Source organism: Gimesia chilikensis, assembly GCF_007744075.1.
GTDB lineage: Bacteria > Planctomycetota > Planctomycetia > Planctomycetales > Planctomycetaceae > Gimesia > Gimesia chilikensis_A.
Window position 1 is genome coordinate 1,944,844 of sequence record NZ_CP036266.1, and the last position, 25,297, is coordinate 1,970,140.

Here is a 25,297-nt window from a genome sequence, read left to right on the forward strand (position 1 = left end):
CTTCCCTCCGTAGGAAATGGAACGAGATATGAATCACGGAATACATCATCAGAGACCAGCCAGGATCTCGCGGCGGGAAATGCTGCGTCAGAGTTCAGCCGGGTTTGGCAGTCTGGCACTGGCGGGGCTGCTGGGGAGTGAAAGCCAGGCGGCTGGAGCTTCGCTGGCGCAGCAGCCGCACTTCGCGCCCAAAGCCAAACGCGTGATCTTTCTATTCATGCACGGCGGTCCCTCGCACATGGATACGTTCGACTACAAACCGCAGTTGCAGAAAGACAGCGGGAAGCCACTCCCCTTTGATAAGCCGAAGATTTTCTCGGCCCAGACGGGCAACCTGCTCGGTTCTCCCTGGAAGTTCAAGCAGCACGGTGAGAGTGGTGCCTGGGTGAGTGAGCTGTTTCCGCATGTGGCGGGTTGCGTGGATAACCTGTGCATTATCAACTCGATGTACGGTTCGAATTCGCGGCACGGCGGGGCACTGCTGGAACTGCATACCGGGAGTGACACGTTTGTGCGTCCGAGTATGGGGTCGTGGATCACATACGGCCTGGGATCGGAGAACCAGGATCTGCCCGGCTTTATCACGGTCTGTCCGACGCTGACCCATGGGGGGGTGAATGCCTACAGCTCATCGTTTCTGCCGGCCGATTACCAGGGGACGCCGATCGGCAATGCAAGTATTCCTGCGGACAAGGCACTGATTCCCTTTATCAAAAACAAGAGCGGTGTGCCGCTGGCGACACAGCGGAAGGAACTCGATTTTCTGCAGCAGATGAACCGGGAGCACTTGAGTGAAGCGGGCCCCGATGCGGCGCTGGAGGGGCGGATCAACTCGTTCGAGCTGGCGTACCGGATGCAGACGACGGCCCCGGAACTGCAGGACATCAGTGATGAGTCAGAAGCGACCCAGAAGATGTATGGACTGGATAACGACGTGACGAAAAACTTCGGACGGCAGTGTCTGATGGCGCGGCGGTTCGCGGAGCGGGGCGTGCGGTTCGTACAGATTACGCATAGTTACAAGTGGGATCAGCATTCCGGATTGAAGACGGCGTTGCCGCGGAACTGTCAGGAAGTGGATCAGCCGATCGCGGCCCTGATTAAAGATCTGAAATCACGGGGACTGCTGGAAGACACGCTGGTGCTCTGGGGTGGCGAATTCGGTCGGACCCCCGTGAGCCAGGGAGCGGACGGCCGGGACCATAACCCGCAGGGCTATACCATGTGGCTGGCCGGGGGCGGAATCAAAGGAGGCCTGCAGTACGGTGCCACGGACGACTATGGTTATTACGCCGTGAAGGACAAGATCCACGTGCATGATCTGCACGCCACGATGCTGCATCTGCTGGGGCTGGATCATAAACGGCTGACGTACAAATTTGCCGGACGGGACTTCCGGCTGACCGACATTCATGGCGAGGTGATGTACGACCTGTTTGCCTGAGAACGTTTCGTGTCCCGATTGATGCGGGGCACAAAGTGATAGACGAGGTGTGTTTTGCCACAGATTGAAGTTGAGAGTGCGTTGGTCGATGCGACACAGTTGAAGCGGTTCTGTCTGCAACTGCTGACCGAGGCGGATCTGCATCCGGAAGAAGCGGAGCTGGTGGCAGACTCGCTGGTGGAATCGAATCTGCGCGGCATCGATTCACATGGTGTGGCCAGACTGCCGCACTACCTGGAGCGGATCAGGCAACAGAGCATCAAGGCTCGCCCGACGATGCAGTGGGAGCCACTGGGCGAGGCTGTGGGCCGGGTTGACGGCGATCATGGACTGGGCCAGCTGGCGATGGTAAAAGCTGCCGACCATGCGGTTGAGCTGGCGCGGGGCTCCGGTGCCGGCTGGGTTTCGATCTGTAATTCTTCGCATTGCGGTGCGCTGGCCTATTATGGTTTGCGGATTGCCCGGGAGGGGATGATCGGCTTTGTGTTTACGCACGTCGATCCGATGGTCACGCCTCATGGTTCTGCGGAGCCCTTCTGTGGGACGAACCCGGTCTGCATTACGGCACCCGGCAAAAATGCGCAGTCGCTGTGCCTGGATATGGCCACGAGTATCACGCCCTGGAATACGGTGGCCAATGCTGCGACGGAAGGGGTTTCGATTCCGGGCGGCTGGGCCCTGGACGCCAACGGGGAGGGGACGACCGATCCAAATCAAGTCGCTGCTCTGTTTCCCTTTGGCGGGTTTAAGGGTTCCGGTCTGGGGTTGTTGATTGACGTGCTCTGTGCGCTGCTGGGTGGTGCACCGATTGGGCCGGATATCCCGAAGATGTATGGCGATCTTTCCCAGCGACGGTTACTGGGTGGACTGGTGGGCGCGATTGACATCAGCCGGTTTACAGATGTGTCCGGGTTCCAGGATCGCATCGCCGAGATCATTCAGCGCTGGGGGGCTTTGAAACCCCTGGCGGCCGGTGAGAAGGTTTTGTATCCCGGTGAGCCAGAGGCATTAAAGCGGGAAGAGCGCCTGCAAACGGGGATTCCCGTAGGGCTCAAATTGATTGCACAGTTCAACGCACTGGCAGAACAACGTGGATTGCAGCCATTAGATGTAGAGACTTCTGTCGCTGAGGAAATCACATCCTCAACGACGGAATCGGTGAGTTGAGGGAGCCCGTTTACTCTTTAGACTCTGCGGGCTGTTTGAGCATTTCATCGATGTAGGGAATGATATGTTTGTCGTAAGTGAAACCCTCTTTCCCGTATTCCTGTTTTTCATTGTCGAAGCGTTTGGCCAGCTTCCCGTCGGGGCCATAAACGTAAGCTGCGGGGATTGAGGCGAGATCAATTTTCTCATACAGATCCATGTCAGGAGTGCTGGAGATGATGTTGATAATCTCCGCATTGTGTTTGGTGTAGAACTCCATCAGCTCTTCTTTATTGGATTCGGGGGGGGAGTCCTTACTTCCGTCGTAATTCATGTTGTACGAAACACAGACGACCTTTTCCGGGTATTTTTTCTGCAATTCGACGAGGTGAGGGAACTCGGCGATGCAGGGCTCGCACCAGGTGGACCAGAGGTCAACGACCACGACTTTTCCTTTTTGTTTCTGAACGAATTCCTGCACCTGATCCCAGTTGGCGATTTCCGCGGTTACTCCGTTCTCTTCGAACGTCTGGGCTCCAGGGATGGCAGGGGCCGGAGATTCCGTTTTTGCAACAGCGGTTTCAGCAGCCGGGGTTTCTTCTGGTGTGGAATCGGCGGTCGGCGTTTCCTGGCTGCAGGCGGAGAGAAGGGCAAGTGAGAGCGCGAATACAAGCGGTTTGAATGACATGCGTCAGATCTTTCGTGGTGTGTAATTTAGTGTCGTGGGGCGTTTATTTGTTAACTTTCACCAGTCCGGCGGCTTCTGCCTGGGGGACCGGGTCTTCATAGGGGAGGGCTTTCAGAAACTCGATGAGGTCAGCCCGTTCCTGTTTGGAGAGCTGGCTGGTAACGCCGTGCTGGTCGTCATGGTTGTAGACGGTCAGGACTTCTTCGAGGGTCTGTGCTTTTCCGTGGGACAGATAGGGAGCAGTGCGATAGATTCCCAGCAGAGTAGGGGTGTCATATTCGGGGCCCATCAGTTCGCCGGGGTTATCGACGGCGGTGCCCACGTTGTGCCGAATGATTTTGTCGGTGGGATTCGAATCAGAATAGAAGGGCCCGGAATGACAGGTGGCGCACTTCGTCTGCTTGGAAAAGAAGAGCTCTCGTCCCCGTTGGGCAGCCGGGCTGAGTCCCTGTTTGGCATGAGGGCTGAGGGTGAATTCGTGTGTGTTGGAATAGGCGGCCATCGCATCCAATGCCTGCGAGAGTCCTTTATTGGGAGCTTTGAGTGAATCGTTGATTCTACCGGTGACCAGGCCCCGTCCCTGCATCAGAGGGCCGCGGATGGTGTGCTCAAAATCCTGGACTTCATCCCGGTCGGCGGACCAGTGGATCGGATGAGTCCAGGCCATGCCAGCCAGGGATTGAGTGTTCCGCAGGCCTTCAGGGTTGTGCCAGGTTTTGCCGTCGGGTTGTCCATCGGGATGACAGCTGGCACAGGAGATCCAGAGGCGGCTCGACATGGGCTGCAGTGCAGTATAGAACAGACGCTTGCCGAGAAGCACTTCTTCGCTGTGCGGATTCTCGGTAACGGCGATCGTGGCTCGTCTCTGCAGGGTGTCTGTGTCATAGGCGACGATGTTAAAGTCGAGTGCGTTGTAAATGTAAAAAGTTTTTCCATCGGGCGCGACGCGGACTCCGCGGGGATTATGTCCCAGATTCAGCCGGGCCCGGAATGTCAGTTCGCGGTAGTCATCGTCGATGACATTGCACACGAACATGTCGTCGGTGCCGGCGAAGACGACGAAGAAGGTTTTGCCGTCGGGGGTAATCGCGGTATCCCAGGGGTTGGAAGTCACCCGGGCTCCCTGGAAGGAGTCCATGGGAATCTTCTTACGGCGTGAGCCATCAGCGGGTTTGGTATCCACGATAGAGACGATGGGAAAGATCGAGCCGGCCCCGTGGGCGACAGTAATTCGCGAGCGAATGTGTGGCAGATATGCCTTGGCCCGTCGGGGGTGCAGGGTGATCTGACGAGCGAGATTGTCTGTGCTGCCGCCTTCCCATTCATCGATGGTCTTGCCGGTTATTGCGTCAGTCTGACGGACCAGTGCAGTGTAGTATTCGGTGGAAAACAGGCTCTGGTCATCGTTGGAAATCGCCAGGCCTTTCACATGCTGGCCTACTGAAAACTCGTTGCTGACGCTTTGGGTTTTCGTATTGATCTCTACGATGCGGCCCGGATAATCCAGGGTCACATAGACCTTGTCTCCTTTTGAGGTAGAGACGATGCCGTAGGGTTCGTCGAAGACTTCAGTCTGTCCGAGTTGTTTGCCGGTATCTGCGTCAAGGAAGACGACGACGTCATCATCGTAGACGGCGGTCGCTAACTTGTGGGTGTCACCCAGAAAGGTGACGCCCTCGGGGTGCCGACCGACTTTGATTTCATGTACTTTTTCGTTTTTGTCCAGGTCGATGATCGATACCGTTCCGCTGTCTCGGTTCGAGCAGGCGAGCAGTTTGCCGTCGGTCGAAATGCCGAGCAGGCTGCTGGAACTGCCGGCGAGTGTTGGCCGGGGGGCGAAACTCAACAGTGTAAGTATAAGAGGCAGGGTAAAGCGAACGGACCTGGCACAGAGAAACATGGAGACCCCTTTAACAAATGTGAGGATTCGTTCCGGGCGGGAGAAGGCAGGAATTATAAACCCCGCTCACCCGGAAGGGTAAGCGGGGTCAGCTCATTCAATAAACGGTTCTTCCGAAGCCTTATTTCAGGATCTTGGAAGTTTCGTTGACGAGAGTGTCGATTTTGTCTTTGGACAGATCACCCTTCTTGAAAGCGTGATTGACTTTGACTTTGCTGTTAACCCACATCAGTACGGTGATGTCGGCGTCTTTGGAAATCTTGTAAGAAGAAGGACCGGCCTGACCTTCGAAGTTGGTCAGCGGTGTGTTTTTGATCTTCTTGCTGTCAGCAATTTTCTTCAGCTCAGAGCTGGACTTGTCGGCATCGTCGGTCAGATGCACAACGAAGGCAGCCATTTTCTTGTCGCGATTCTGGCCGACTTTTTCGTCGATTTTTGCGATCAGTTCCTGAACGTTGCCGTCCATTTCACGAGCGAAGATGTTGACAACAGGACGTCCGCCGTACTGGCAGCGATAGCACAGAGACTTTCCAGCATTGGGGCCGGTGCAGTCGTTAACTGTGTAGGCGCCGACACGGCTGCCAACTTCGATTCCGGATTTAACTTCTGCTGCAGTGCTGACAGAACCAGCTGCAACGAGCATCAATGCGACTGTAAGTGAAAGCAGTCTCTTCATGTATTTCTCCTCGTTTTCCAATGCTTGAAAAAAATGTGTCCCTGCCAATGCAGGCGATACGTCACGACTGACGTATGCGGTAATTTTAAATTTTGGTCAATCGGAGTGCAAATGAACGGCCCTTTTTTCTGCTTGTCTCAAAAACACTCCTTCATCAATTCTTCACTTCGATCCCCATCCGGGACTGTCATTTCAGGGGCGTTCCCAGATCGCGGGCAGTTTGTGGGATGCTTCGCCGTAGGTCTGGGAGACGATAAATCCACTGGCCTGCGACGTGTAAAAGATCCGTCCGTTGGAAACAACGGCTCCCAGGCATTCCCGCGAATCGATGGCGGGGCCCGTGGAGACCAGCTTGCCTTCGTCAGACAGGTCGATCATGTCCATATTGGCTCCGAGTACATAAGGTTCGGAGAGGGTAAAACGGCAGCAGGCATAGTTGTGGCCGATGCTGCTGACGACTTTGCCCGTTTTATGGTCGAAGACATTTCCTTTGCCGCGGAGGGCATTGGAGAAAATGTAATCCTTGCCAACGGTCACCACGTTGAGTGCAGAGGTGACGGCATCAGACTGCCAGACCAGGGAGCCATCCTTGGCATCCAGGCACCAGACGAAACGGTCCTGGGTACTTTCATTGGCGCGATTATAGCCGCCGATATAAACCCGGCCGTCGCGGGCACTCAGTGTGCATTTCGAAGTGACATAATACTTATTAGTCAGCCAGATCACTTCGCCTGTTTTGGGATCCAGGCAGGCGGTGATGCCGTTATTTTCAACGGGCAAGCCACGGCGTCTGCGTTGACTGCTGGCATAACCAAAGAAGGTCGAGTAATAAAGTTTGCCATCCAGAATGGCGATGCCACAGTCGTTGCCGCCACGTCCGTAGTCGGAGAAATCTTTTTCCCAGACGACTTTACCGGTATCCAGATCCCAGGCCCAGATGCGGGGACGATGATCTTTGGGATAGTAGGGGTTGTCGTTGGAATAGATCCAGCTCATCACTTCGCGACCGTCGGTAGTTTCAACCGGTTTGCCGCCGAAGGTGAAGGCTTTCTCGGTTCCCTGAGGAGCGTACTCTCCAGAGCCGGAAGCATAGATGGCAATGTTACCGTGTACCACGGGCGGGAACTGGCGGCTCCAGCTGGGAGATCCGGTAAAGGGGGCTTCCCAGAGCATTTCTCCGGTAGCGGCATCAAGACAACGCATGCGGGATTTTTTGATACCGGCCTGCGGAATCAGCAGTTTCTCATTGATATAGAGCGGGGACGTAAAGGAGAGATAAACGTCGGGCCAATAACGTCTCCAGAGCAGACGCCCGGTGTCCTGTTCGTAAGCAATGATCTGGCCTTCGGCGGTGTGGGTATAAAGACGACCGCCGCCACATACGGGCAGATGTTTGACGGTTCCTTCCAGACGTCGGGCCCAGCGCATTCTCAATGGGGGCTTCAAACCCTGTTCGTTGGCGTTGGTGCCCCCGAAGTCGCCGTAATTGGTGTACCAGTTAAACTGGGGATCTGCCAGCGGGCCAGTGAGGGGGCTGCGGATTTTCCAGACCAGCAGGTTCTGATCGGGCAGGGGAGTCTGTTCGGTTGGCGTTTTACCATCGGCCTGCAGGACGTAGAGATATCCATCTTCACAGGGGACGTAGATTTTCTGATCGGCGACCGCTACCGAAGCGGTGATCGGAGCGTCGAATGCGGTGCTGAAGGTGACAGCGTCTCCACCGGCAAGAGGGACAACATAAAGTTTTCCGTCCAGGCCGCCGTAGATCGCATATTTCTCAGTCAGGACCGGAGAGGCGACCGAGGGGGCTTTGCAGAGAACTTCTGTGGATTCGTCATCGAGTTTGTGGCGACACAAGCCGAGTCCCGCTTCGGGGCGGACACGGTAGACATCATTTCCCCGAATACTGACGGAGGCAAAGCTCAGCAGACCGGGATCCCGAATCGAGGTCTGAGTTCCTTTGACGTAGTCGGCTTCGATTTTTCCGTCTTTCAGTCGCATGACTTCAACTCGGCCCGCGTTATCACGGCGATGCCATTGCACGAAGACGTTGCCAGCTTCATCGGCACTTTGCCCAAAGGTCGCGGGGTACTCCGATCCAGCGTACTTGGGGATTTCGCCAACCACCTGCAGACGGGGGGCGGTCCCTGTGTCTTCAAGGAAAACGGTGCGACCACCGGCGGGAACGACGATGCTGTTACCAGCGAGACAGATGTCACGCGAGCAGACAAAGTGATCGCGCCAGGTGACGCGGTCTTTACGATGTTTAAGCCAGTCAGCGCCGCTCCAGCGGTTGCCGTCAAAGTCGACAACTTCTTTGACGAAGTCCCAGGTCCAGATGACGTCACCTGCCGGTTTGACGGCATAGACCTGCGCACCAAGCGTGGCAAAGTAAACGCGATCACCTTTCACAGCGGGGGCGGAGAAAATCGGTTCCTGGCAGTCAATTTCTTTGACGACGGTACCGTCATTCACATTCAATACATAATAGTAACCAGCGGTGGTACCGACGTGGAGATATTCATCAATGATGGCGGGAGATGCGACATTGTTACAGTTGCCTGCGCCGCCGCGGGTCGCGAATTTCCAGATGACGTTGTTGGTCTTCGTATCAATGGCGAAGACAACCCCCGAGCCATCGATCACGAAGACTTTGTTGTGGCTGACGACCGGCGAGGTAAACAGGGCATCGGTCAGAGGGATTGCGGCTGTGATAGAGAGAGGCGTTTCAATTTTACGATCAGCGACATTGCCAGAGTGGGTGGGAGTCCCTTTCAGCTGCAGCCAGTCTTCGGCCTGAAGCGCGGTTGTCGTGCAGACGATCAGCACCAGGCAGATACGAAGCGGAAGTAGACAACAGCTGGCGGCGGCTCTTATCATTTTCAGTCTTTCTCAGGCTGCAACAATGAGGATCACGGGGGGGACTCACGGGGCAAACTGTCGGCAAGTTAACTGATAACACGGGTCTGGCTGGTCATTCAGGTAGGATTTGGTAACGCGTTTTGCCAGACGATCTGTATTCGATCATAGGCAGGAAAAATCAGGGAGTCTACAATTTTTCTTCAAATTCAGCAGATTTCTGAATGTTCTTTACAAGGCAAAAAAAACGGCTTCCCGAGAGGAAGCCGTTTGCTGGTTTCAGTTGGAAGGCCCTGATTTAGAGCAGTTTCAGTACCGGATCGCCATCGTGGGCCACCTTGAAGGGGCGACCGTTGGGGGAGAAAATTTCCTTGTCGATGGGAAGTCCCAGGGCAGTGGCGATGGTGGCATTGAAGTCAGCCGGAAGTACGCCGTCCGTTTCGACACTTTGTCCACCTTTATCCGACTTACCGTAGAACTGACCACCCTTGATGCCGCCACCCATCAGGGCTGCTGAGAAGACACCGGGGTGATGGTCACGGCCGGCATTCTGGTTGATTACCGGGGTTCGACCGAATTCGGTGGTGAGCACGACGAGGGTCTCGTCGAGCAGGCCGCGGTCGGAGAGATCCTGAAGCAGGTTCCCGAGTGCTTTATCAAGGATACCTGTCTTGTTGGGCAGGATGTTATCATCATAAATGTCGCGGTGCATGTCCCAGCCACCGAAGGTGACTTCAACACAGCGGACATTGTTTTCCACGAGACGACGGGCCAGCATACAACCCTGTCCAAAGGAGTTGCGACCATAGCGGTCCCGGTCTTCGGCTTTTTCTTCATTCAGGTCGAATGCTTTCAGCTCATCGCTGGACAGCAGGTTCGTTGCCTGAGAATAGAAGTCGGTGTAGGCGACTACGCTCTCGTTTTTGAACTTCTTCTGAAACTTCTGATCGAATTTGTTGATCAGGTTCATGCGTTTTTCGAAGGAGTTATCCGAGAGATAAGAAGGAGCGTCGGTATTTTCCAGCCCCCGGTTGGGATCGCCAATCGGCAGCGGGCTGAAAGAAGGATCGAAGAAACCGGCGCTGGGGTGCCGAGCGGGCGAACTGATGAGTACGGTATCCGGCAGGTTCTTGTTTTGTCGGCCATTGAATTTCTGAATCCAGGGACCCATGCTGGGGTGCCGGGTCGAAGCGATTTCCTTGTAGCTGGTCCGCATCAGGTATTCTCCGGGGCCATGGGCACCGGTTTCTGTGTACATGGAATTGATGACGGCCATCTTGTCGAAATTTTCTGCCAGGGTCGGCAGGTGTTCGGAAATCTGGGCACCGGCTACGTTGGTTTTGATTCCCTTGGTTTCTCCCTGGTTCTTGTGACCCGGTTTCAGGTCGAAAGTATCCAGGTGAGTCATGGCGCCAGCCATGTAGAGATAGATCAGGCGTTTGGCTTTGCCACCTTTACCCTGAGTCTTGTCACCTTTTTTCTTGGCGGGAGCTGCGTTTACGATGTTATTAAACATCGGAAGCACGCTGACTCCCAGTGCGGATTTGGCCGCGTATTCAAGAAACTGCCGACGTCCCTGTCCATCCAGTTTTGAGAGTAAGTCTCGCATAAGTATGCCTTTGATTTAATTAAAATTTGATTTTGTATTGAGTCAAAGCCGCACCAGGCTGTGCTGGCGCGGCTGAAGTTTTTATTGAATGAACAGGAACTCGCGAGTATTCACGAGTGCCCAGATCACGTTTCCGTAACCGGCGGCGCCGTTGGTTTCGATTTCCTCCATCGCGAGTTTGAGTTCATCGCTGTCGGGGTAACGATTCAGAATCGTCATGAAGACCACTTCGATCCCTTCCTTGAGCGATTTCGACTCAATCACGTTGTTGTAAATCGTAGAGCCTTTTTCGAGCATCATGTGGGTCACGGGACCGTTGAACATGAACAGGACTTGTGGTACCGAACCGCCATCGGAGGAAGCTGAAATCAGTTCGCGATCCGACTGACCGAACGTACGCAGGAAGTGGCTGGGAGAGACGGGGGACGGCAGCTCCGAGGCCCGTGCCAGCAACTGACCTTTGTACTTGTACTTCTTTTCCCGTTTGTAGCGGGTGCGGTCAATCTCTTCCCGTTTCTGTTCATCTGCGTCGAGGACTTCCCGGGCAGAAGCCTTGTTCAGATCGACAGAAATGATTTCCGTTTCCATTTCCGCAGGCAGTTCGCGGTATTCTTCCGGTTTGACGACAGCCAGGGTCAGGAAGGAATCCCAGGCCTGCTCTGCAGTCATCCGACGCAGTACCGGGCCGGGGAAATGGTAGTACTCGCTGAGCGGTACGTCTTCCGTGGAAGCCTGCCGCTGATAGGTTTTCGTATTGTACAGAATTCGCAGGTACTCTTTCATGTCGAAGTTGAGTCGTTTCATCTCAGCTTCGAGATGCTTCATCAGTTCGGGGTTCTCTGCGACGGTATCGTCCATCATGTCATCGACGGGTTCGATCTGTCCGCGTCCAAAGGCCTGTTTCCAGAGCCGGTTGGCAATGGTCTTAGCGAAACGTGGATTGTTCTTGGAAACCATCCAGCGGGCGAAGGCCTCGCGGGGTGTTTCTCCCGGTTTCACAACAACAGCTTCACCGAAGATCGTTTTCGGCTCAACAACCGATTTTGGTTTGGCATCGCTGTAGGCGTAGTCGTGTGGCAGACGAATCTTGCGATTGGCCTGGTCGTTCACGACCATCATATTGACCCGGATCATACGGTTGAATCGTCCCTGATTGCGGCGGCGATCCTTTTCATCCTGATCAAGGTCCTGATATTCTTGACGGAGACGACGATTCGGGTCGCCTTCCATGTAGTAGCGTTTATCACCCCCGCTGGCACGCGTAGACGTTCCAAAGGTGAAGGCGGCCATTTCATAGAATTCTTTCTGCTTCCAGCGATCGAAGGGGTGATCGTGGCACTGAGCACAGCCGATGCGGGTTCCCAGGAAAATCCGAACGGTGTTATTCATGTTGTCCAGGGGCATACCGGAATCACGCTGCATGTAGCCGGTGGCGGGGTTTTCCCAGATCAAACCTTCGGCGGTGATCATTTCGGAAACCATTTTGTCCCAAGGCTTATTTTCGGCCAGAGACTGTTTGATCCACTGCCGGTAGGGAGCACCGTCAACGTTATTGTTCAGACGGTCGGTATATCGCAGGACGTCAGCCCAGTAATTGTAATAGTGGCTGGCGTAGCCATCGCTGTCCAGCAGACGGTCAATCAGCCGCTGACGTTTGTCAGGATGTCGCGATGCGAGGAAGTACTTGGTTTCCCGGTAGGTGGGAATGGTGCCCGTAATGTCCAGGTAGATGCGACGCAGAAACTGAGCGTCGTCAGTCATCGGATTGGGTTTGACGTTATATTTCTTATAGTTGGCTTCTACCAGACGATCGATTTCCTCAGCTGAACGCAGGGCGGAAGCCTGTTTCACGGGATCGACGGGTTTCGACTTGACCATGAAACGCGGCGGTAGCGGTTCTTCTTTTTTCTCTGCCGGTTTCTTTCTGACGGGTTTTCTACGTGGGGCAGCTTCCGAATCGGGCAGGCTGGTAACCACCAGTACTGCCAATACCACAAGACAACTTGCACTCAGCTTACCATACCACGCAAAACCTGCGCGGTTACGGACTTGTTCTCCTGACATACAAAACTCCCAGAGTCGTTCCTTGATTTGTTTCAGAGATGACAGAAAACCAGAGATATGGCGATGTGATTCATCTGGTTTGATACCTCATATTTTATACAACTCGCATTAGCCAAGACTAATGCTAACCGGCTTTTTTTGGCTCAACTCCCGAAGAATTCATATTCGGGAACGGTACAAAAGGTAACTGTACTTCCCGGTACTATTCGAGCTGAATTCCGTCAGTTTGATCTGTACCGCTTGTAGGGTTTCAACGAGACCAGTGACAGGTTGCGGACGGGGTCGCAGAGAGCTAACGCTCCGGCATAGATATTTAACCGCCTGAGGTCAGTGAATCTCATTCGATATTTTGAAAAATTTCAGCATGTAAGCACTACCGCGCGTCAGCCATTTGAGGGCCAGGGAACGGTAAGAGTAAGTCTTGCCTTTCCAGGTAGTCCCCGCGATTGCTTGATTCAACCGCGCAGTCTGGTACAGTGGAATCTCATCCAGACTGGTCAGCGTGCTCAGACCCGAAACCCTCAGATCATCAGCCAGGAGCAGTATTCGTGAGATGTTTTCCCCGGAGCGTGGTGTTACAGACCCTGGTCTGTCTGTGCCTTTTTCTATCAGTTTCCCACCGTCCGCTCTGCGCGGCCGATGTCCCTCAACACCCGAATATTATTGTCGTGCTGGTGGACGATCTGCGGTGGGACGAACTGGGGTGCATGGGGCATCCGTTTGTCAGAACACCTCACATTGACCGAATCGCCCGGGAAGGGGCCCGCTTTCGCAACGCGTTCTGTTCGACCCCCCTCTGTTCGCCGGTCCGAGCCTGCCTGTTGACGGGGCGTTATACTCACAATCATGGCATTCTGGATAACATCAATCGGAGCGAACACAGCCATACGCTTAAAACGTTTCCCCAGACACTGCAAAAAGCGGGTTACCAGACAGCCTATGTGGGTAAGTGGCACATGGGGAATGACGACACGGCCCGCCCCGGCTTTGATTACTGGGTGAGCATGAAAGGGCAGGGGACATCATTCGACCCGGTTTTGAATATCAATGGAGAGCGGAAACAGTTTGAGGGACACACAACAGATGTGTTGAATCAAAAAGCGAATGAATTTCTTGAGCAGAATCAGGACAAGCCATTCTGCCTGTACATCGCCCAGAAAGCACTCCATCCCGAGCTGACACAGCGGGACGATGGAAGTATTACCGATCCCTCCGCCGCGAAGTTCATGCCGGCGAAGCGACACGAAAACCTCTACAGCGATGCTGCGATTCCCCGCCGTTTAAATGTGCTGGACGACCTGGAAGGAAAGACGGCGTTACAGAGAAAGATTTCCGGACTGCCCCCTCTCAGTCAGAAGACGGGGACCAGTGATGATGTCATTCGGGATCGTCTGCGGATGCTGGCCGGCATTGATGAGGGGGTGGGCATGTTACTGAATCTATTAGAGAAACAGGAGCGCCTCGATCAGACCGTGTTTGTCTTCACCAGCGATCACGGTTACTGGTATGGAGAACATGGCTTGAGTGTGGAACGTCGGCTGCCTTACGAAGAAGGGATACGCGTGCCACTGCTGGTCCGGTTTCCTCCCCTGGTCAAAGCCGGAACGCTGGTGGATGAGTTTGCTGTGAGTGTTGACCTGGCTCCCACGATGGTAGATCTGGCACACGTAAAATCAGATCAGAAATATGACGGACGCAGTCTGGTACCCCTGCTCAAGGGAGAGCACCCAACTGACTGGCGCAAATCCATTCTGATCGAGTACAACAGCGATACGGTCTTTCCCCGACTGGACCGCATGGGGTACAAGGCAGTACGCACCCCTCACTGGAAGTTGATTCAGTTCAATGAGCTGGAAGGGATGGACGAACTGTATGATGTGCAGAACGATCCCTACGAGTTCAAAAATGTGATCGATCAACCGGAAAACGAAAAAGTGGTCAAGCAACTGCAGGCAGAGCTGAAACGACTGATGCAGTAGCAGAGAATTCTCCCCCACAAGCGGAACTGCGCTCTGATTTCCAGTTTTTCGCGGAGTTCCGCAAATCCTTCCTTCAATCTTCCCTGCAGGTCGCTCTATAATGAGCGACAGCGAATAAATTAAATAAGTTAATATATTGTCCCGCCTCAGTGATTTAAACAGGATCTGATTATGCCCTCCCTCCGCGTCTCTACCCATCTTTCTCGGAACTTCTCGCTGATTTTGTTCCTGTGTGTGCTTGTTGGGTTTATCAGCAGTCTGACTCTAACTGCAAATTCGGCAGATAAAAGTGCTTCCCCCAAGAAGGTCGACTACGCGGCAGAGATGAAACGGATTCCTCCGCGGGCTCCAAAGGATGCGTTGAAGTCATTTAAGATTCATCCTGATTTCAAAATCGAACTGGTGGCCGCTGAGCCATTGCTGCGTGATCCGGTTGCCATGTGTTTCGATGCCCGGGGACGGGCATACGTGGTGGAAATGTCCGAATACAACGACGCTCACAAGGAAGGTTACAGCTCTGTCAAACTGCTGGAAGATACTGACGGTGATGGCGTCTTCGATAAAAGTTCTCCGTTTCTGACTGATGTCACTTTGCCGACCGCAGTCTTCTGTTCTCAGGGGGGCGTATTTGTCGGGGCACCACCTTATGTCTATTACTGCAAAGATACGAATGGCGACGGGAAGGCCGACGTGCGGGAAGTCGTCATGGAAGGCTTTGGGCGGGACAAAGGGGATGAGGGGATGATTAACTCCTTCCGCTGGGGAATGGATAACCGTATTTACTTCTCAACGGGCATCGATGGCGGAATGGTTACCGTGGCTGCGGAAGGGCCAGAAAAACAGTTTAATACTAAGGGGCGGGGCGTGATCCTCGATCCTGCAACGCGTAAGATTGAACTCACAACAGGCGGCGGACAGCATGGGATGAGCCTGGGAATCTGGAACCGGGCCTTTGTTTGTGCCAACAGTGTGCCGATGCAGGTGCTGATGTACGATGACCGTTATATCGCCCGCAATCCCTATCTGGCGCCGCCACCGGCTCCGGTGAATATTGCTCCCGGCGGAAAGTTTACCAAGCTGATGCGCATCAGCCAGATCGAGCCCTGGCGTATTTTGCGGACCCGACTCCGGGCAGCCAGCGAGCGCGGGGATTCTGAAGGCGGAAAGCCCTCGGGCTTTTTCACTGCGGCGACCGGGATTACCGCCTATCGGGGCGATGCCTGGCCCTTGGAGTACCAGGGAAATCTGTTTGTCGGTGAACCTGCTAATAATCTCGTCTATCGAGCTGCGCCTAAACCCGATGGTCTGTCGCTGGTGGCTCCGCGTGCCGACCAGGATGCTGAATTCCTGGCCTCAACCGATGTCTGGTTTCGACCAGTGCAGTTTGAAAATGGCCCCGATGGTGCCTTATATGTGTTGGACATGTATCGTGAATTGATTGAAGGGGCGCCCTTCATTCCGGAAGAGATTCTTAAACACATCGATCCCATCGGCGGGCAGGACAAGGGACGCATCTATCGGATCGTGCCGAAGAACTTCGAGCGCCCCGCTCTATCTGATTTGACGAAGCTGTCATCAAAGGAACTCGTGGCCCTACTCGACAGCGATAACGGCTGGACGCGCGATACTGCACAGCGGCTGATCTACGAGCGTCAGGATACGTCGGTTGTTCCTGATCTGAAACAACTGGCAGCAGCTTCCCGGAAGCCGGTAACCCGCGCGACTGCACTCTGGTCTCTGGAAGGATTGAATTCTCTTGATGCGGATACGTTGCTCAAAGGACTCAAGGATCAGGATCCGCAAGTCTGTATTCAGTCATCGCGTATTGCGGAACGATTCGCTAAAGATGCTCAGGTTCAGCAGGCCATGATCGCGCTGGCAGGACATGACTCCATTGAGGTGCAGTATCAGGCTGCGTTTTCTCTGGGGGCTTTTGAGAACAGTGCCCGCAACCAGGCTCTGGCAATGCTGCTGTCAAAGAACGTCGATAATAAATGGATGCGGATGGCGGTCCAGAGTTCGTTGAATCAGGGGGCCGGGGAAGTCTTTGTTTTACTGGCCCGGAACAGCGATCTGCTCGAGAATAAACAGACACAGGCGTTCCTGGGCACGCTGGCTACCCAGATCGGTGCACAGTCTGACGTGGAGAACGTCAAGCTCTTGATGGGGGCTCTGGAAAGCTTGCCCCAGTCCCAGCAGAAGCTGGCACAACAGTCATTTCGTAACCTGCTTTCCCGGGCATCCACATCAACGAAACAGGTGCTGGCAAAGTCGAAAAGCGAATATACGGCTCAACTGTTATCGGGGATGATGAAGTCTACCATTGAGCAGGCGACCAACTCGAAACTGCCTGTAAAAACCCGCGTTGAGGCCATTCCCACCTTGAGTATTGGAAGCCCTGATGAAACGTTACCGGTTTTCGAGGAGCTGCTGTCAGTCCAGCAGCCGCTCCCGATTCGCCAGAAAGCAATCACCACGTTAGGGCTGGTGAATGATGAGCGGGTGCCGGAACTGCTGGTAGAAGCCTGGCCTGGTCTGAGCCCGCAATTACGCATGAGTGCAGTCGAAACACTGTTCTCCCGCCAGCCGTGGCAGGTCGCCTTACTGGATGCGGTCAAAGCAGGTGATATCAACTCCGGTGATATCAGTCCCGAACGCGTTCAACTCCTGAAAAGCAGTCAGGACAAAGCGATCAAAAAACGGGCGACCGACCTCTTTCAGAATCAGCGACTGACGGGTCGCTCGGATGTGATCAAGCAGTATCAGTCTTCACTGAAACTTAAAGGTGATCCTGCCAACGGTAAGCTGGTCTTCAAGAAAAACTGTGCTGCCTGTCATCGTCTGGAGAATGTCGGCGTGCAGCTGGGAGCAGACCTCAAGGCGATCAAGGACCGCGGGACCGAAGCCGTCCTGCTGAATATTCTGGATCCTAACCGGGAAGTAAAGCCACAATATGTGACTTACCTGCTGGTTACCACTCAGGGGCGGACGATTACCGGTCTGATCAAGGCAGAGAATGCGAACAGCATTACGATCGCCAGGGCAGATGGCACCAGCGATACCGTTCTGCGGATCGACATTGATGAATTGATTAGCTCGAAGCTCTCGTTTATGCCTGAAGGCCTGGAGAAGCAGATCAATCAACAGCAGATGGCAGACCTGCTGGCGTACCTGAACTCGATCAGGTAAGTCAAAATGTCGGCTGGTCAATAACGCCTTACCCGACTTGATGGTCTTGTTTATCAACTTACTGTTGAGGAACAGTTTCTGGATTAAGCTGAGGGATCAGTTTGCGCCTCTGTCAGGTAATTTCCCAAAATTTGCCTGCGTCGCCGCTTGTCAAAGAGTTTGCTCAATCTAAGGTACCGGTAGTTCGGGAATTGCAGTGGCCACTCATTCTCTCCGGATGCTCAGGTAACAGAGTTGACAATCTCCAGACAATTAAGGAGTCGTTCTGATGAATCTCTTCGTTAAGCAGTACGCGGCGCTGGCCACCGCCTTCACTGTCATGATTTCGGCCAATTTCACGCACGCCGCAGAGCAGAAAAACATCGTTGAAACCGCTGTCGAAGCCGGTTCATTCAAAACACTGGCGACAGCCCTCACTGAGGCAGATCTCGTTAAAGCGCTCGAAGGTAAGGGGCCATTTACCGTCTTCGCTCCGACTGATGAAGCTTTCAGCAAGCTGCCACCGGGAACGGTAGAAACTCTCCTCAAGCCGGAAAATAAATCCAAGCTTGTTGACATTCTGACCTACCATGTTGTCTCGGGTGAAGTGCCTGCAGCCAAGGTTGTGAAGTTAACCGGAGCTGAAACTTTAAATGGTCAGCGAGTCGACATCATGACTAAAGATGGTTCAGTTATGGTCGACGGGGCAACTGTCATCAAGGCTGATATCAAATGCTCCAACGGGATCATTCATGTGATCGACCAGGTAATCTTGCCCGCAGACAAGAATCTCGTGGAGACCGCATCTGCTGCTGGTAAGTTCAATACCCTGTTAACAGCTGCGACCAAAGCTGGTTTGGCAGGGGTGTTGTCAGAGAAAGGGCCTTTCACAGTGTTTGCTCCCACAGACGAAGCATTCGCTCAACTACCAGAAGGCACGATTGAATCATTGTTGAAGCCAGAAAATAAGAAGAAACTGGCCGACATTTTGAAGTACCACGTTGTCGCCGGCCGCGTCTATTCAGAAGATGCCGTGTCTGCAGGCGAAGCTAAAACGCTGCAGGGGCAGAAGGTGAAGATCAGTGTTAGTGGTGGTGTCGCCAAAGTAAATCAAGCTAAAATCCTCAAAACTGATATCGATGCTTCGAACGGCGTAATTCATGTGATTGATGCAGTAATTTTGCCGCCGGAAGGCAAGAAAGTAACGGCTCGAGAAGCCTGTCACCAGATTCGTGAGACAGTTGCCCAGGGGGCTCACCTGTATAACTGCGGTCACTATCAGCAATCAGCGAAATTGTATCGAAAGACGATGCAATCCATGTTACAGGATGTGGATGGAATGCCTTCTGATGTCAGTCAGCAGATGTATCAAGCATTGACCTCATCCAAGAGCATGCATTGTGCATCGCAGCAAGCTTGGACGCTGCGGAATGCATTAGACCATGCCTACGCACGGATGTCTGCACTGTAAGTGGTTCCTGGTCAACTTCAGTGAGGTGCTCCCGTGGTCTGTGAAACGTTCCGGACCGCGGGAGCGTTTTTTATTAATCGCCACTTTGAGAACTCAGTCGATATTTGAAATCAGCGCCTGGATGGAGGGTTCCAGTTTGCCGGAACGAAACATGGAGACAATCGCCAGGTGTTCGTAATAGACCTTCATGGGGTCATTCGGCTTCTGAAAGCCTTCCAGAAAGTGTCTCCGCAAGCGGGAGACGAGCGTCAGCCAGATGGTCATCAGACCCTGTTCCGGGGAGCGGGCGACAATCGACTGATGGAATTTGATATCCAGTTCAGTCAGTTGCAGGAAGTTCTGGTTTTCACAAGCGGCTTTCATCTCAGTGAGCAGGACTTCCCACTCCGCAAAATCATCGTCATTCAGATCATCAAAGATCGATCGGAGGGCGAAGGATTCCACGGTCTGTCTGAGTGGAATGACAAGCTCCTGCATGGATTTGGAGGAGGAAGGTGCCACCCGCATGCCACAATTGGGTTTGGACTCCACCATGCCTTCATGAGCCAACTGCTTCAGGGCCTCGCGAATCGGAGCCCGACTCACCTCGAAACGCTCTGCCAGACTCACTTCGCGTAAGGCGGCGCCCTCTTCGATGCGTCCGGTAATGATTTCCATTCGCAGTTGATCAGCAATGCTGGCTGACGGGTTCGATGTCAGTTCTACCTGGCTCATGGCTCATTTCCATTTAGGTCTGGTGGGCGATGTATGTGCTCAATGGGATGTATTGTATACAAAAAGAGTGTGCGAAGCTAGAAGGTTTACCTGCAGAATAACGTGAGTATCTCAAGCATTTCAGGGTGTAGGGCTGATTGCGATGTTTTGCATCTTTGTTGAATTGTATACAAAATGAGTTGCTCGGGCTTGACTCGACAGTGCAGAGCCAACAGACTGGAATTGAAGAGCGGTCTGACTGTAAAAGACGAATCAGGCTGCGCCGCTCTACGCTCGACCCCCGCTGGAAAATGGAGATTTCAAGATGCCCTCTGCTGCTCGTCTTCAGGCTGCTTCTCGCATTCGTGGTTCCCTGGTATGGTCACTGCTCCTGGTTTTGCCTGGTCTGCTGATAGACTGTCGCATCGCTCGGTCGGCTGAAAAACAGGCGACACAAACCGGCAATCGACTGGTCTATCTGGATCAGGACGATCCTTACTATGTGTCACTCAATTTTCCCAAACTGACGACCCCTCAGTGGTATGGTGACAAAGAAGTCAAGGCGGTTTGCGTGCTGGCGATCGACGACATGCGCGATGTCCAGAAGTACGAAACCTACCTGCGACCGATCCTGGAGCGACTGAAAGAGATCAATGGTCGGGCCGGCGTCAGCATCATGACCTGCCGCGTCGATCCGAAAGATCCCCACCTGCAGAAGTGGATTCAGGAAGGGGTGAGTATCGATGTGCATACTTATGATCATCCCTGTCCGTTGTTGAAAGATCGAGATTTTGAGAAGGCCAAAGGGACCGTTGAACGGTGCATCGATCTCTTGAACCAGATTCCCAACAGTCAACCAGTGGCGTACCGTATGCCGTGCTGTGATTCACTCAACACGGTCAGCCCCCGCTTCTTTACCGAAATCTTCAATCAGACTACCCCCGAGGGGAACTTTCTGCAGATCGATACTTCGGTCTTTCAGGTATTTTCGAATCAGGATCCGGACCTGCCAAAGGAACTCGTTACCGATCCAAACGGGCAGGGGAGAATCGAAAAATACGTCCCCACAGATCGAGGGTTCGTGAATACGATTTTCAATTACCCCTATCCTTATCCCATCTCGAGGCTCTGCTGGGAGTTTTCCTGTGTGACTCCCAGCGACTGGTCAGCCCAGTATCGTCAAAAGCCCTTCAATCCGCTGACGGTTCGCGACTGGACTGCCGTGCTTGATGCGACCGTTGTCAAAGAAGGGACGTTTAATCTTGTATTCCATCCGCACGGCTGGATCAGTAATGAGCAGATCATCAAACTGATTGATCATGCCGTTCAGAAGCATGGATCGGCAGTGCGGTTTCTTTCTTTCCAGGAAGTATTGGAGCGAATGAATCGGCATCTGCTGGCGGGGCAGCCGCTGCGTAATCAGCAGGGAGCTGATAATGGTGTGCGCCTGCTGGATCTGAATGCAGATGGATTCATGGATGTGGTTATCGGCAATGCGCAAGTTCAGAAAACCCGTATCTGGAATCCCGTGCAGCAGACCTGGAGTGAAACTGGATTTCCCACTCGACTCGTGGCTGCTCCTGATGCCAAGGGAAATCAGGCGATTCGGGGACGGTTCGGAGTTCTAAACGAACAGGTAATCCTGCTGACCCTGACACCTGAAGTCTCCGCTGCCTGGAAGTTTGATGGCAAAACGTGGCAGCCTGCTTCCGAGTTACTGGCTGGTCTACCTGAGGGGCAGGACGCATTGTTCACACTAAAAGCAGGCCAGGATCAGGGGCTCCGGCTGCGGGATCTGAATCATGATGGTCAGTGTGAACTGCTCGTTTCCAATCCCAAACAGAATGCGATCTACACATGGTCTCAGAAAGATACCTGTTGGAAGAAATTACCCTGGTCTCTTCCTGATTCTGCGTCGATCGCCGACGAACAGGGCCGCGATGCAGGACTGCGCTTTGTCGATATCAATGAAGACGGCTTTGAAGACATGCTGTTTTCGAACGAGAATCACGCATCACTCTACCTGTTCGCTTCGCTTAAGTCAGGCTGGAAGAAAGTCTTTGATGAGGATCGGGCTGACGATGGGGGACCAGTACCGATGATTTCGCGCAAGGGAACCAATAACGGAGCCTGGTTCCATTCGAAGCATCTTTGGGTGCAGAACGAAGATACCGCGAAAATGAAACATCTGGTGGCGGGCAAGTCGTTTGCGGAATTACTGGATGAGCAGGGACCTCAACCTAAAGACCCGGACGCGGCTCTGAAGACTATTCAGGTCAAACCCGGATTTCATGTGGAACTGGTGGCGTCGGAACCACTGGTGAAAGACCCGGTCGCATTTGACTGGGGGCCGGATGGAAAACTCTGGGTGGCAGAAATGGCTGACTATCCGCTGGGGCTGAATGAAACGGGTACATTCGATGGACGAATTCGTTTTCTGGAAGATACAGACGGAGACGGTAAGTACGACCGATCGACTGTCTTTCTGGAAGGCGTGGGTTATCCCACAGGAGTGATGGCCTGGCGAAAAGGAGCGATCATCACAACTGCTCCAGAAGTTTTCTATGCGGAAGATACTGACGGCGATGGCAAAGCTGATCACCGCGAATCCCTGGTGACCGGGTTTGCAGAGGGGAACCAGCAGCACCGGGTAAATGGTCTGCGTTGGGGCCTGGATAACTGGGTGTATCTGGCCAATGGTGATTCCGGTGGGGATCTGTTGTCGGTCAAGACAGGAGAAAAACTGAAATTTGGTCGTCGGGATTTACGAATCAAACCTGATACCGGTCAGATGGATCCGCAGTCGGGGCAGACCCAGTTTGGCCGTGAACGGGATGACTGGGGGAACTGGTTTGGCAGCAATAACAGTAACCCCGCATTTCATTATGCATTGGCAGATCATTATCTCCGTCGTAATAAAAACCTGATTGCCCCTGATGCGAAAGTGCAGGTTTCGGTTCGTCCCGGGGCGGCAACGATTTTTCCAGTCAGTCGCACACAGGTTCGTTTTAATGATTTCAATAAGGTCAACCGGATCACCTCTGCCTGCGGTCTCTGTTTTTATCGCGATGATCTACTGGGGGGAGAGTTCACGGGGAACTCCTTTATCTGTGAGCCGGTACATAACCTGGTGCATCGCGAAATAGTGAAACCGAAAGGGACGACCTTTACCAGCCAGCGGGCACAGAGCGAACAGGATTCCGAATTTCTGGCATCGACCGACAACTGGTTTCGCCCTGTAATGGCCCGCACAGGACCAGACGGTGCACTCTGGGTCGCCGACATGTATCGGCATGTCATTGAACATCCGCAATGGATTCCCAAAGAGATGCAGGAAAAGCTGGACCTGCGCGCCGGAAAGGAACAGGGGCGGATTTACCGGATCGTTCCAGATAAGGCATCCGTACGAACGGTACCCCGTCTCGATCAGCTTTCCCCCTCAGATCTGGTTCAGCAACTGGAAAGCCCGAATGGGACACTGCGTGATATGGTGCAGCAGTTAATCGTGACACGCGGCGACAAGTCTGTTGTCCCAGATCTGAAGCAGATGGTTAAGCAGGGCAAATCGCCGGCTGCTCGTCTGCATGCACTTTGTACGCTCGATGGACTGGACGCGATCACCGACGATGTTCTCCTGGTGACTTTGGCTGACAAACATCCTGGAGTCCGCCGCCATGCGATTCGACTCAGCGAGCCATTTCTGAATGAGTCACCTGAACTGGGTGATCGACTGCTGGCATTGGTCGGGGATACTGATCCGCAGGTTCAGATGCAGTTGGCTTACACACTCGGAGAATGGAATTCTCCCAAGGCGGGATCGGCCCTGGCCCGTCTGGCTATGGCACATGATCAGGATATTTTTCTGCGGACAGCGATCTTGAGTTCCGTAGGACCACATCTGGATTCCTTTACCGCCTTTCTGTTTGAAGAATTGCAGGGGAAGCAGCCACCGTTACAGATTCTGAATTCCCTGGTACTTATGGCGATCTCTGCAGATCAGCAGGATGTGCTCGCAAATATCTACGAGCGAGTCGCACAGTCAGAGAAAAAACAACCTTGGCAGGCCTGGCAGTTCGAGGTGGTGGCAACGTTGTTGCAGTCCCTCGCTCGTAAAAATCAGAGCCTGCCCCAATATGCAGGGAAAGCCAGCCCCCGACTGCAGAAAATACTGGAAGAACTCAAGCCACTGTTTCAAGAGGCACGGACGATCGCCGCTGATGAAACAGCAACAGTCAGCTTACGCAGGCAGGTCCTGCCACTACTTGGACATGGTTTTGCGCAGCGGGATGAAGATCTGGTGCTGTTGTCTGAGATGTTATCTCCTCGAAATCCGCGGATCATACAGAGTGCCGCTGTGGCAGCGCTCTCACAACGAGGCAATTCGCAGACAACAGAACTTATGCTGGCACGTTGGAAAAACTATGGCCCGGGTTTACGCTCTGAAGTGTTGAGCTCCCTGCTAAGTCACAAGGCAGGAGTGCAGTCTGTTCTGGAAGGATTGAAAGACAAAACAATCTCTGCAGCGGACATCGATGCTTCGAGTCGACAACTGTTGCTGAATAACAAGGATCAGAAAATACGACAACAGGCTGAGAAGCTGCTGGCTGCTTCACTTGATTCTAATCGTGCCAGGGTCGTCAAAGAGCACGCTGAGGTAGTCGCACTGACTGGAAAAACTGAAGCGGGGCATCAGGTGTTTGTGAAACGCTGTGCTGTCTGTCACCAGCTCAACAATGAGGGTAAACCAATCGGTCCTGATCTGACAGCCCTGACAGACAAATCGCCTCAGGCCCTGCTGACGGCGATTCTGGATCCGAATCGTGCCGTGGAGAATAAATACATCAGTTATCTGGCTGTAACCGAAGACGGACTGACATTTAATGGTTTGCTGGCGTCCGAGAGTGGCGAGAGCATTACGCTTGTGCAAAGTGATGGCAAGACGAAGACGCTGCTCCGTACCGATCTGGAAGAGCTGATCAGTACCGGAAAGTCACTGATGCCCGAGGGGCTGGAAAAGGATATGACGCCTCAGAATCTCGCGGATGTGATCGCATATTTGAATTCAACAAAATTACCCAGAAAAACATTTCCGGGTAACGAACCGGCTGTCGTTGTCGCGGAAGCATTGCGCGGCGACTACTTTTTGATCCCTCAGCTGGCAGAAATCTATGGCTCCTCTCTTACATTTGAGAGCAAGTATAAGAATCTCGGATACTGGCAGAGTGAGAATGACCGGGCAATCTGGACGCTGGATGTCCCTCAGGCAGGCCGGTATGATGTCTACCTTGAATTTGCCTGCCCCCCCGGGACGGCCGGTAATCGTCTCCTTTTGGAAACAGGGGAAGAACAACTGTTCTGGACTGTGCCCTCCACGGGGACCTGGGATGTCTACCAGAACCGCAGAATTGGCACCATTACTCTCCCCGCCGGAAAGCCTCGACTGACGGTTCAGAGTCAGGGCAAAATCAACAGTGCCTTACTCGACCTGAAAACGGTCCGTCTGCGTGTCTCCAGCAGGTAATCGGTTGCTGATCCCGATTACTGAATGGCTCGCTGAAGTTCGAAGTATGTTGCGATCGCAGTGGTTATACCGAATCTAC

13 protein-coding genes are annotated in these 25,297 nt (G+C 53.6%); 6 read left to right on the forward strand and 7 right to left on the reverse strand.

Annotated features, from left to right (window positions below):
• Positions 1–28 precede the first annotated feature (28 nt).
• The gene (locus tag HG66A1_RS07430) at positions 29–1,444 is read left to right on the forward strand and encodes a DUF1501 domain-containing protein (RefSeq protein ID WP_145181587.1); all 1,416 of its coding nucleotides are present in this window, start codon (positions 29–31) and stop codon (positions 1,442–1,444) included.
• Between the two features lie 54 nt (positions 1,445–1,498).
• Complete coding sequence (locus HG66A1_RS07435) at positions 1,499–2,611, forward strand: Ldh family oxidoreductase (RefSeq protein WP_145181589.1); 1,113 nt, start codon at positions 1,499–1,501, stop codon at positions 2,609–2,611.
• Positions 2,612–2,621: 10 nt separating this feature from the next.
• On the opposite strand, the gene HG66A1_RS07440 is transcribed toward HG66A1_RS07435, so the two are convergent.
• The 6 genes from HG66A1_RS07440 to HG66A1_RS07465 form a co-directional block, all read right to left on the reverse strand.
• Positions 2,622–3,278, reverse strand: a complete 657-nt coding sequence (locus HG66A1_RS07440; RefSeq protein WP_145181591.1) for a TlpA family protein disulfide reductase — start codon at positions 3,276–3,278, stop codon at positions 2,622–2,624.
• Positions 3,279–3,321: 43 nt separating this feature from the next.
• Positions 3,322–5,178, reverse strand: coding sequence for a beta-propeller fold lactonase family protein (locus HG66A1_RS07445; RefSeq protein WP_145181593.1), 1,857 nt, complete (start codon positions 5,176–5,178; stop codon positions 3,322–3,324).
• 121 nt (positions 5,179–5,299) lie between these two features.
• Complete coding sequence (locus HG66A1_RS07450) at positions 5,300–5,854, reverse strand: hypothetical protein (protein WP_228030537.1); 555 nt, start codon at positions 5,852–5,854, stop codon at positions 5,300–5,302.
• A 192-nt stretch (positions 5,855–6,046) separates the two neighbouring features.
• Complete coding sequence (locus tag HG66A1_RS07455) at positions 6,047–8,734, reverse strand: PQQ-binding-like beta-propeller repeat protein (RefSeq protein ID WP_145181595.1); 2,688 nt, start codon at positions 8,732–8,734, stop codon at positions 6,047–6,049.
• 277 nt (positions 8,735–9,011) lie between these two features.
• Positions 9,012–10,322: a DUF1501 domain-containing protein gene (locus tag HG66A1_RS07460; protein ID WP_145181597.1), complete on the reverse strand. Its 1,311-nt coding sequence runs from the start codon at positions 10,320–10,322 to the stop codon at positions 9,012–9,014.
• A gap of 81 nt (positions 10,323–10,403) precedes the next feature.
• Complete coding sequence (locus HG66A1_RS07465; protein ID WP_145181599.1) at positions 10,404–12,386, reverse strand: DUF1549 and DUF1553 domain-containing protein; 1,983 nt, start codon at positions 12,384–12,386, stop codon at positions 10,404–10,406.
• A 548-nt stretch (positions 12,387–12,934) separates the two neighbouring features.
• Here HG66A1_RS07465 and HG66A1_RS07470 point away from each other — a divergent pair.
• The 3 genes from HG66A1_RS07470 to HG66A1_RS07480 all read left to right on the forward strand — a co-directional run bounded on the left by HG66A1_RS07470 (position 12,935) and on the right by HG66A1_RS07480 (position 19,004).
• A complete protein-coding gene (locus HG66A1_RS07470; protein WP_197997024.1) occupies positions 12,935–14,365 on the forward strand; it encodes a sulfatase in 1,431 nt (476 codons plus the stop codon).
• 171 nt (positions 14,366–14,536) lie between these two features.
• Positions 14,537–17,554, forward strand: a complete 3,018-nt coding sequence (locus HG66A1_RS07475; protein WP_145181603.1) for a PVC-type heme-binding CxxCH protein — start codon at positions 14,537–14,539, stop codon at positions 17,552–17,554.
• Positions 17,555–17,822: 268 nt separating this feature from the next.
• Positions 17,823–19,004, forward strand: coding sequence for a fasciclin domain-containing protein (locus HG66A1_RS07480; protein ID WP_145181605.1), 1,182 nt, complete (start codon positions 17,823–17,825; stop codon positions 19,002–19,004).
• 93 nt (positions 19,005–19,097) lie between these two features.
• On the opposite strand, the gene HG66A1_RS07485 is transcribed toward HG66A1_RS07480, so the two are convergent.
• The gene (locus tag HG66A1_RS07485) at positions 19,098–19,718 is read right to left on the reverse strand and encodes a GntR family transcriptional regulator (protein ID WP_145181607.1); all 621 of its coding nucleotides are present in this window, start codon (positions 19,716–19,718) and stop codon (positions 19,098–19,100) included.
• Between the two features lie 304 nt (positions 19,719–20,022).
• Here HG66A1_RS07485 and HG66A1_RS07490 point away from each other — a divergent pair, with 304 nt between their 5' ends.
• Positions 20,023–25,218, forward strand: a complete 5,196-nt coding sequence (locus HG66A1_RS07490) for a PVC-type heme-binding CxxCH protein (protein WP_145181609.1) — start codon at positions 20,023–20,025, stop codon at positions 25,216–25,218.
• Positions 25,219–25,297 lie beyond the last annotated feature (79 nt).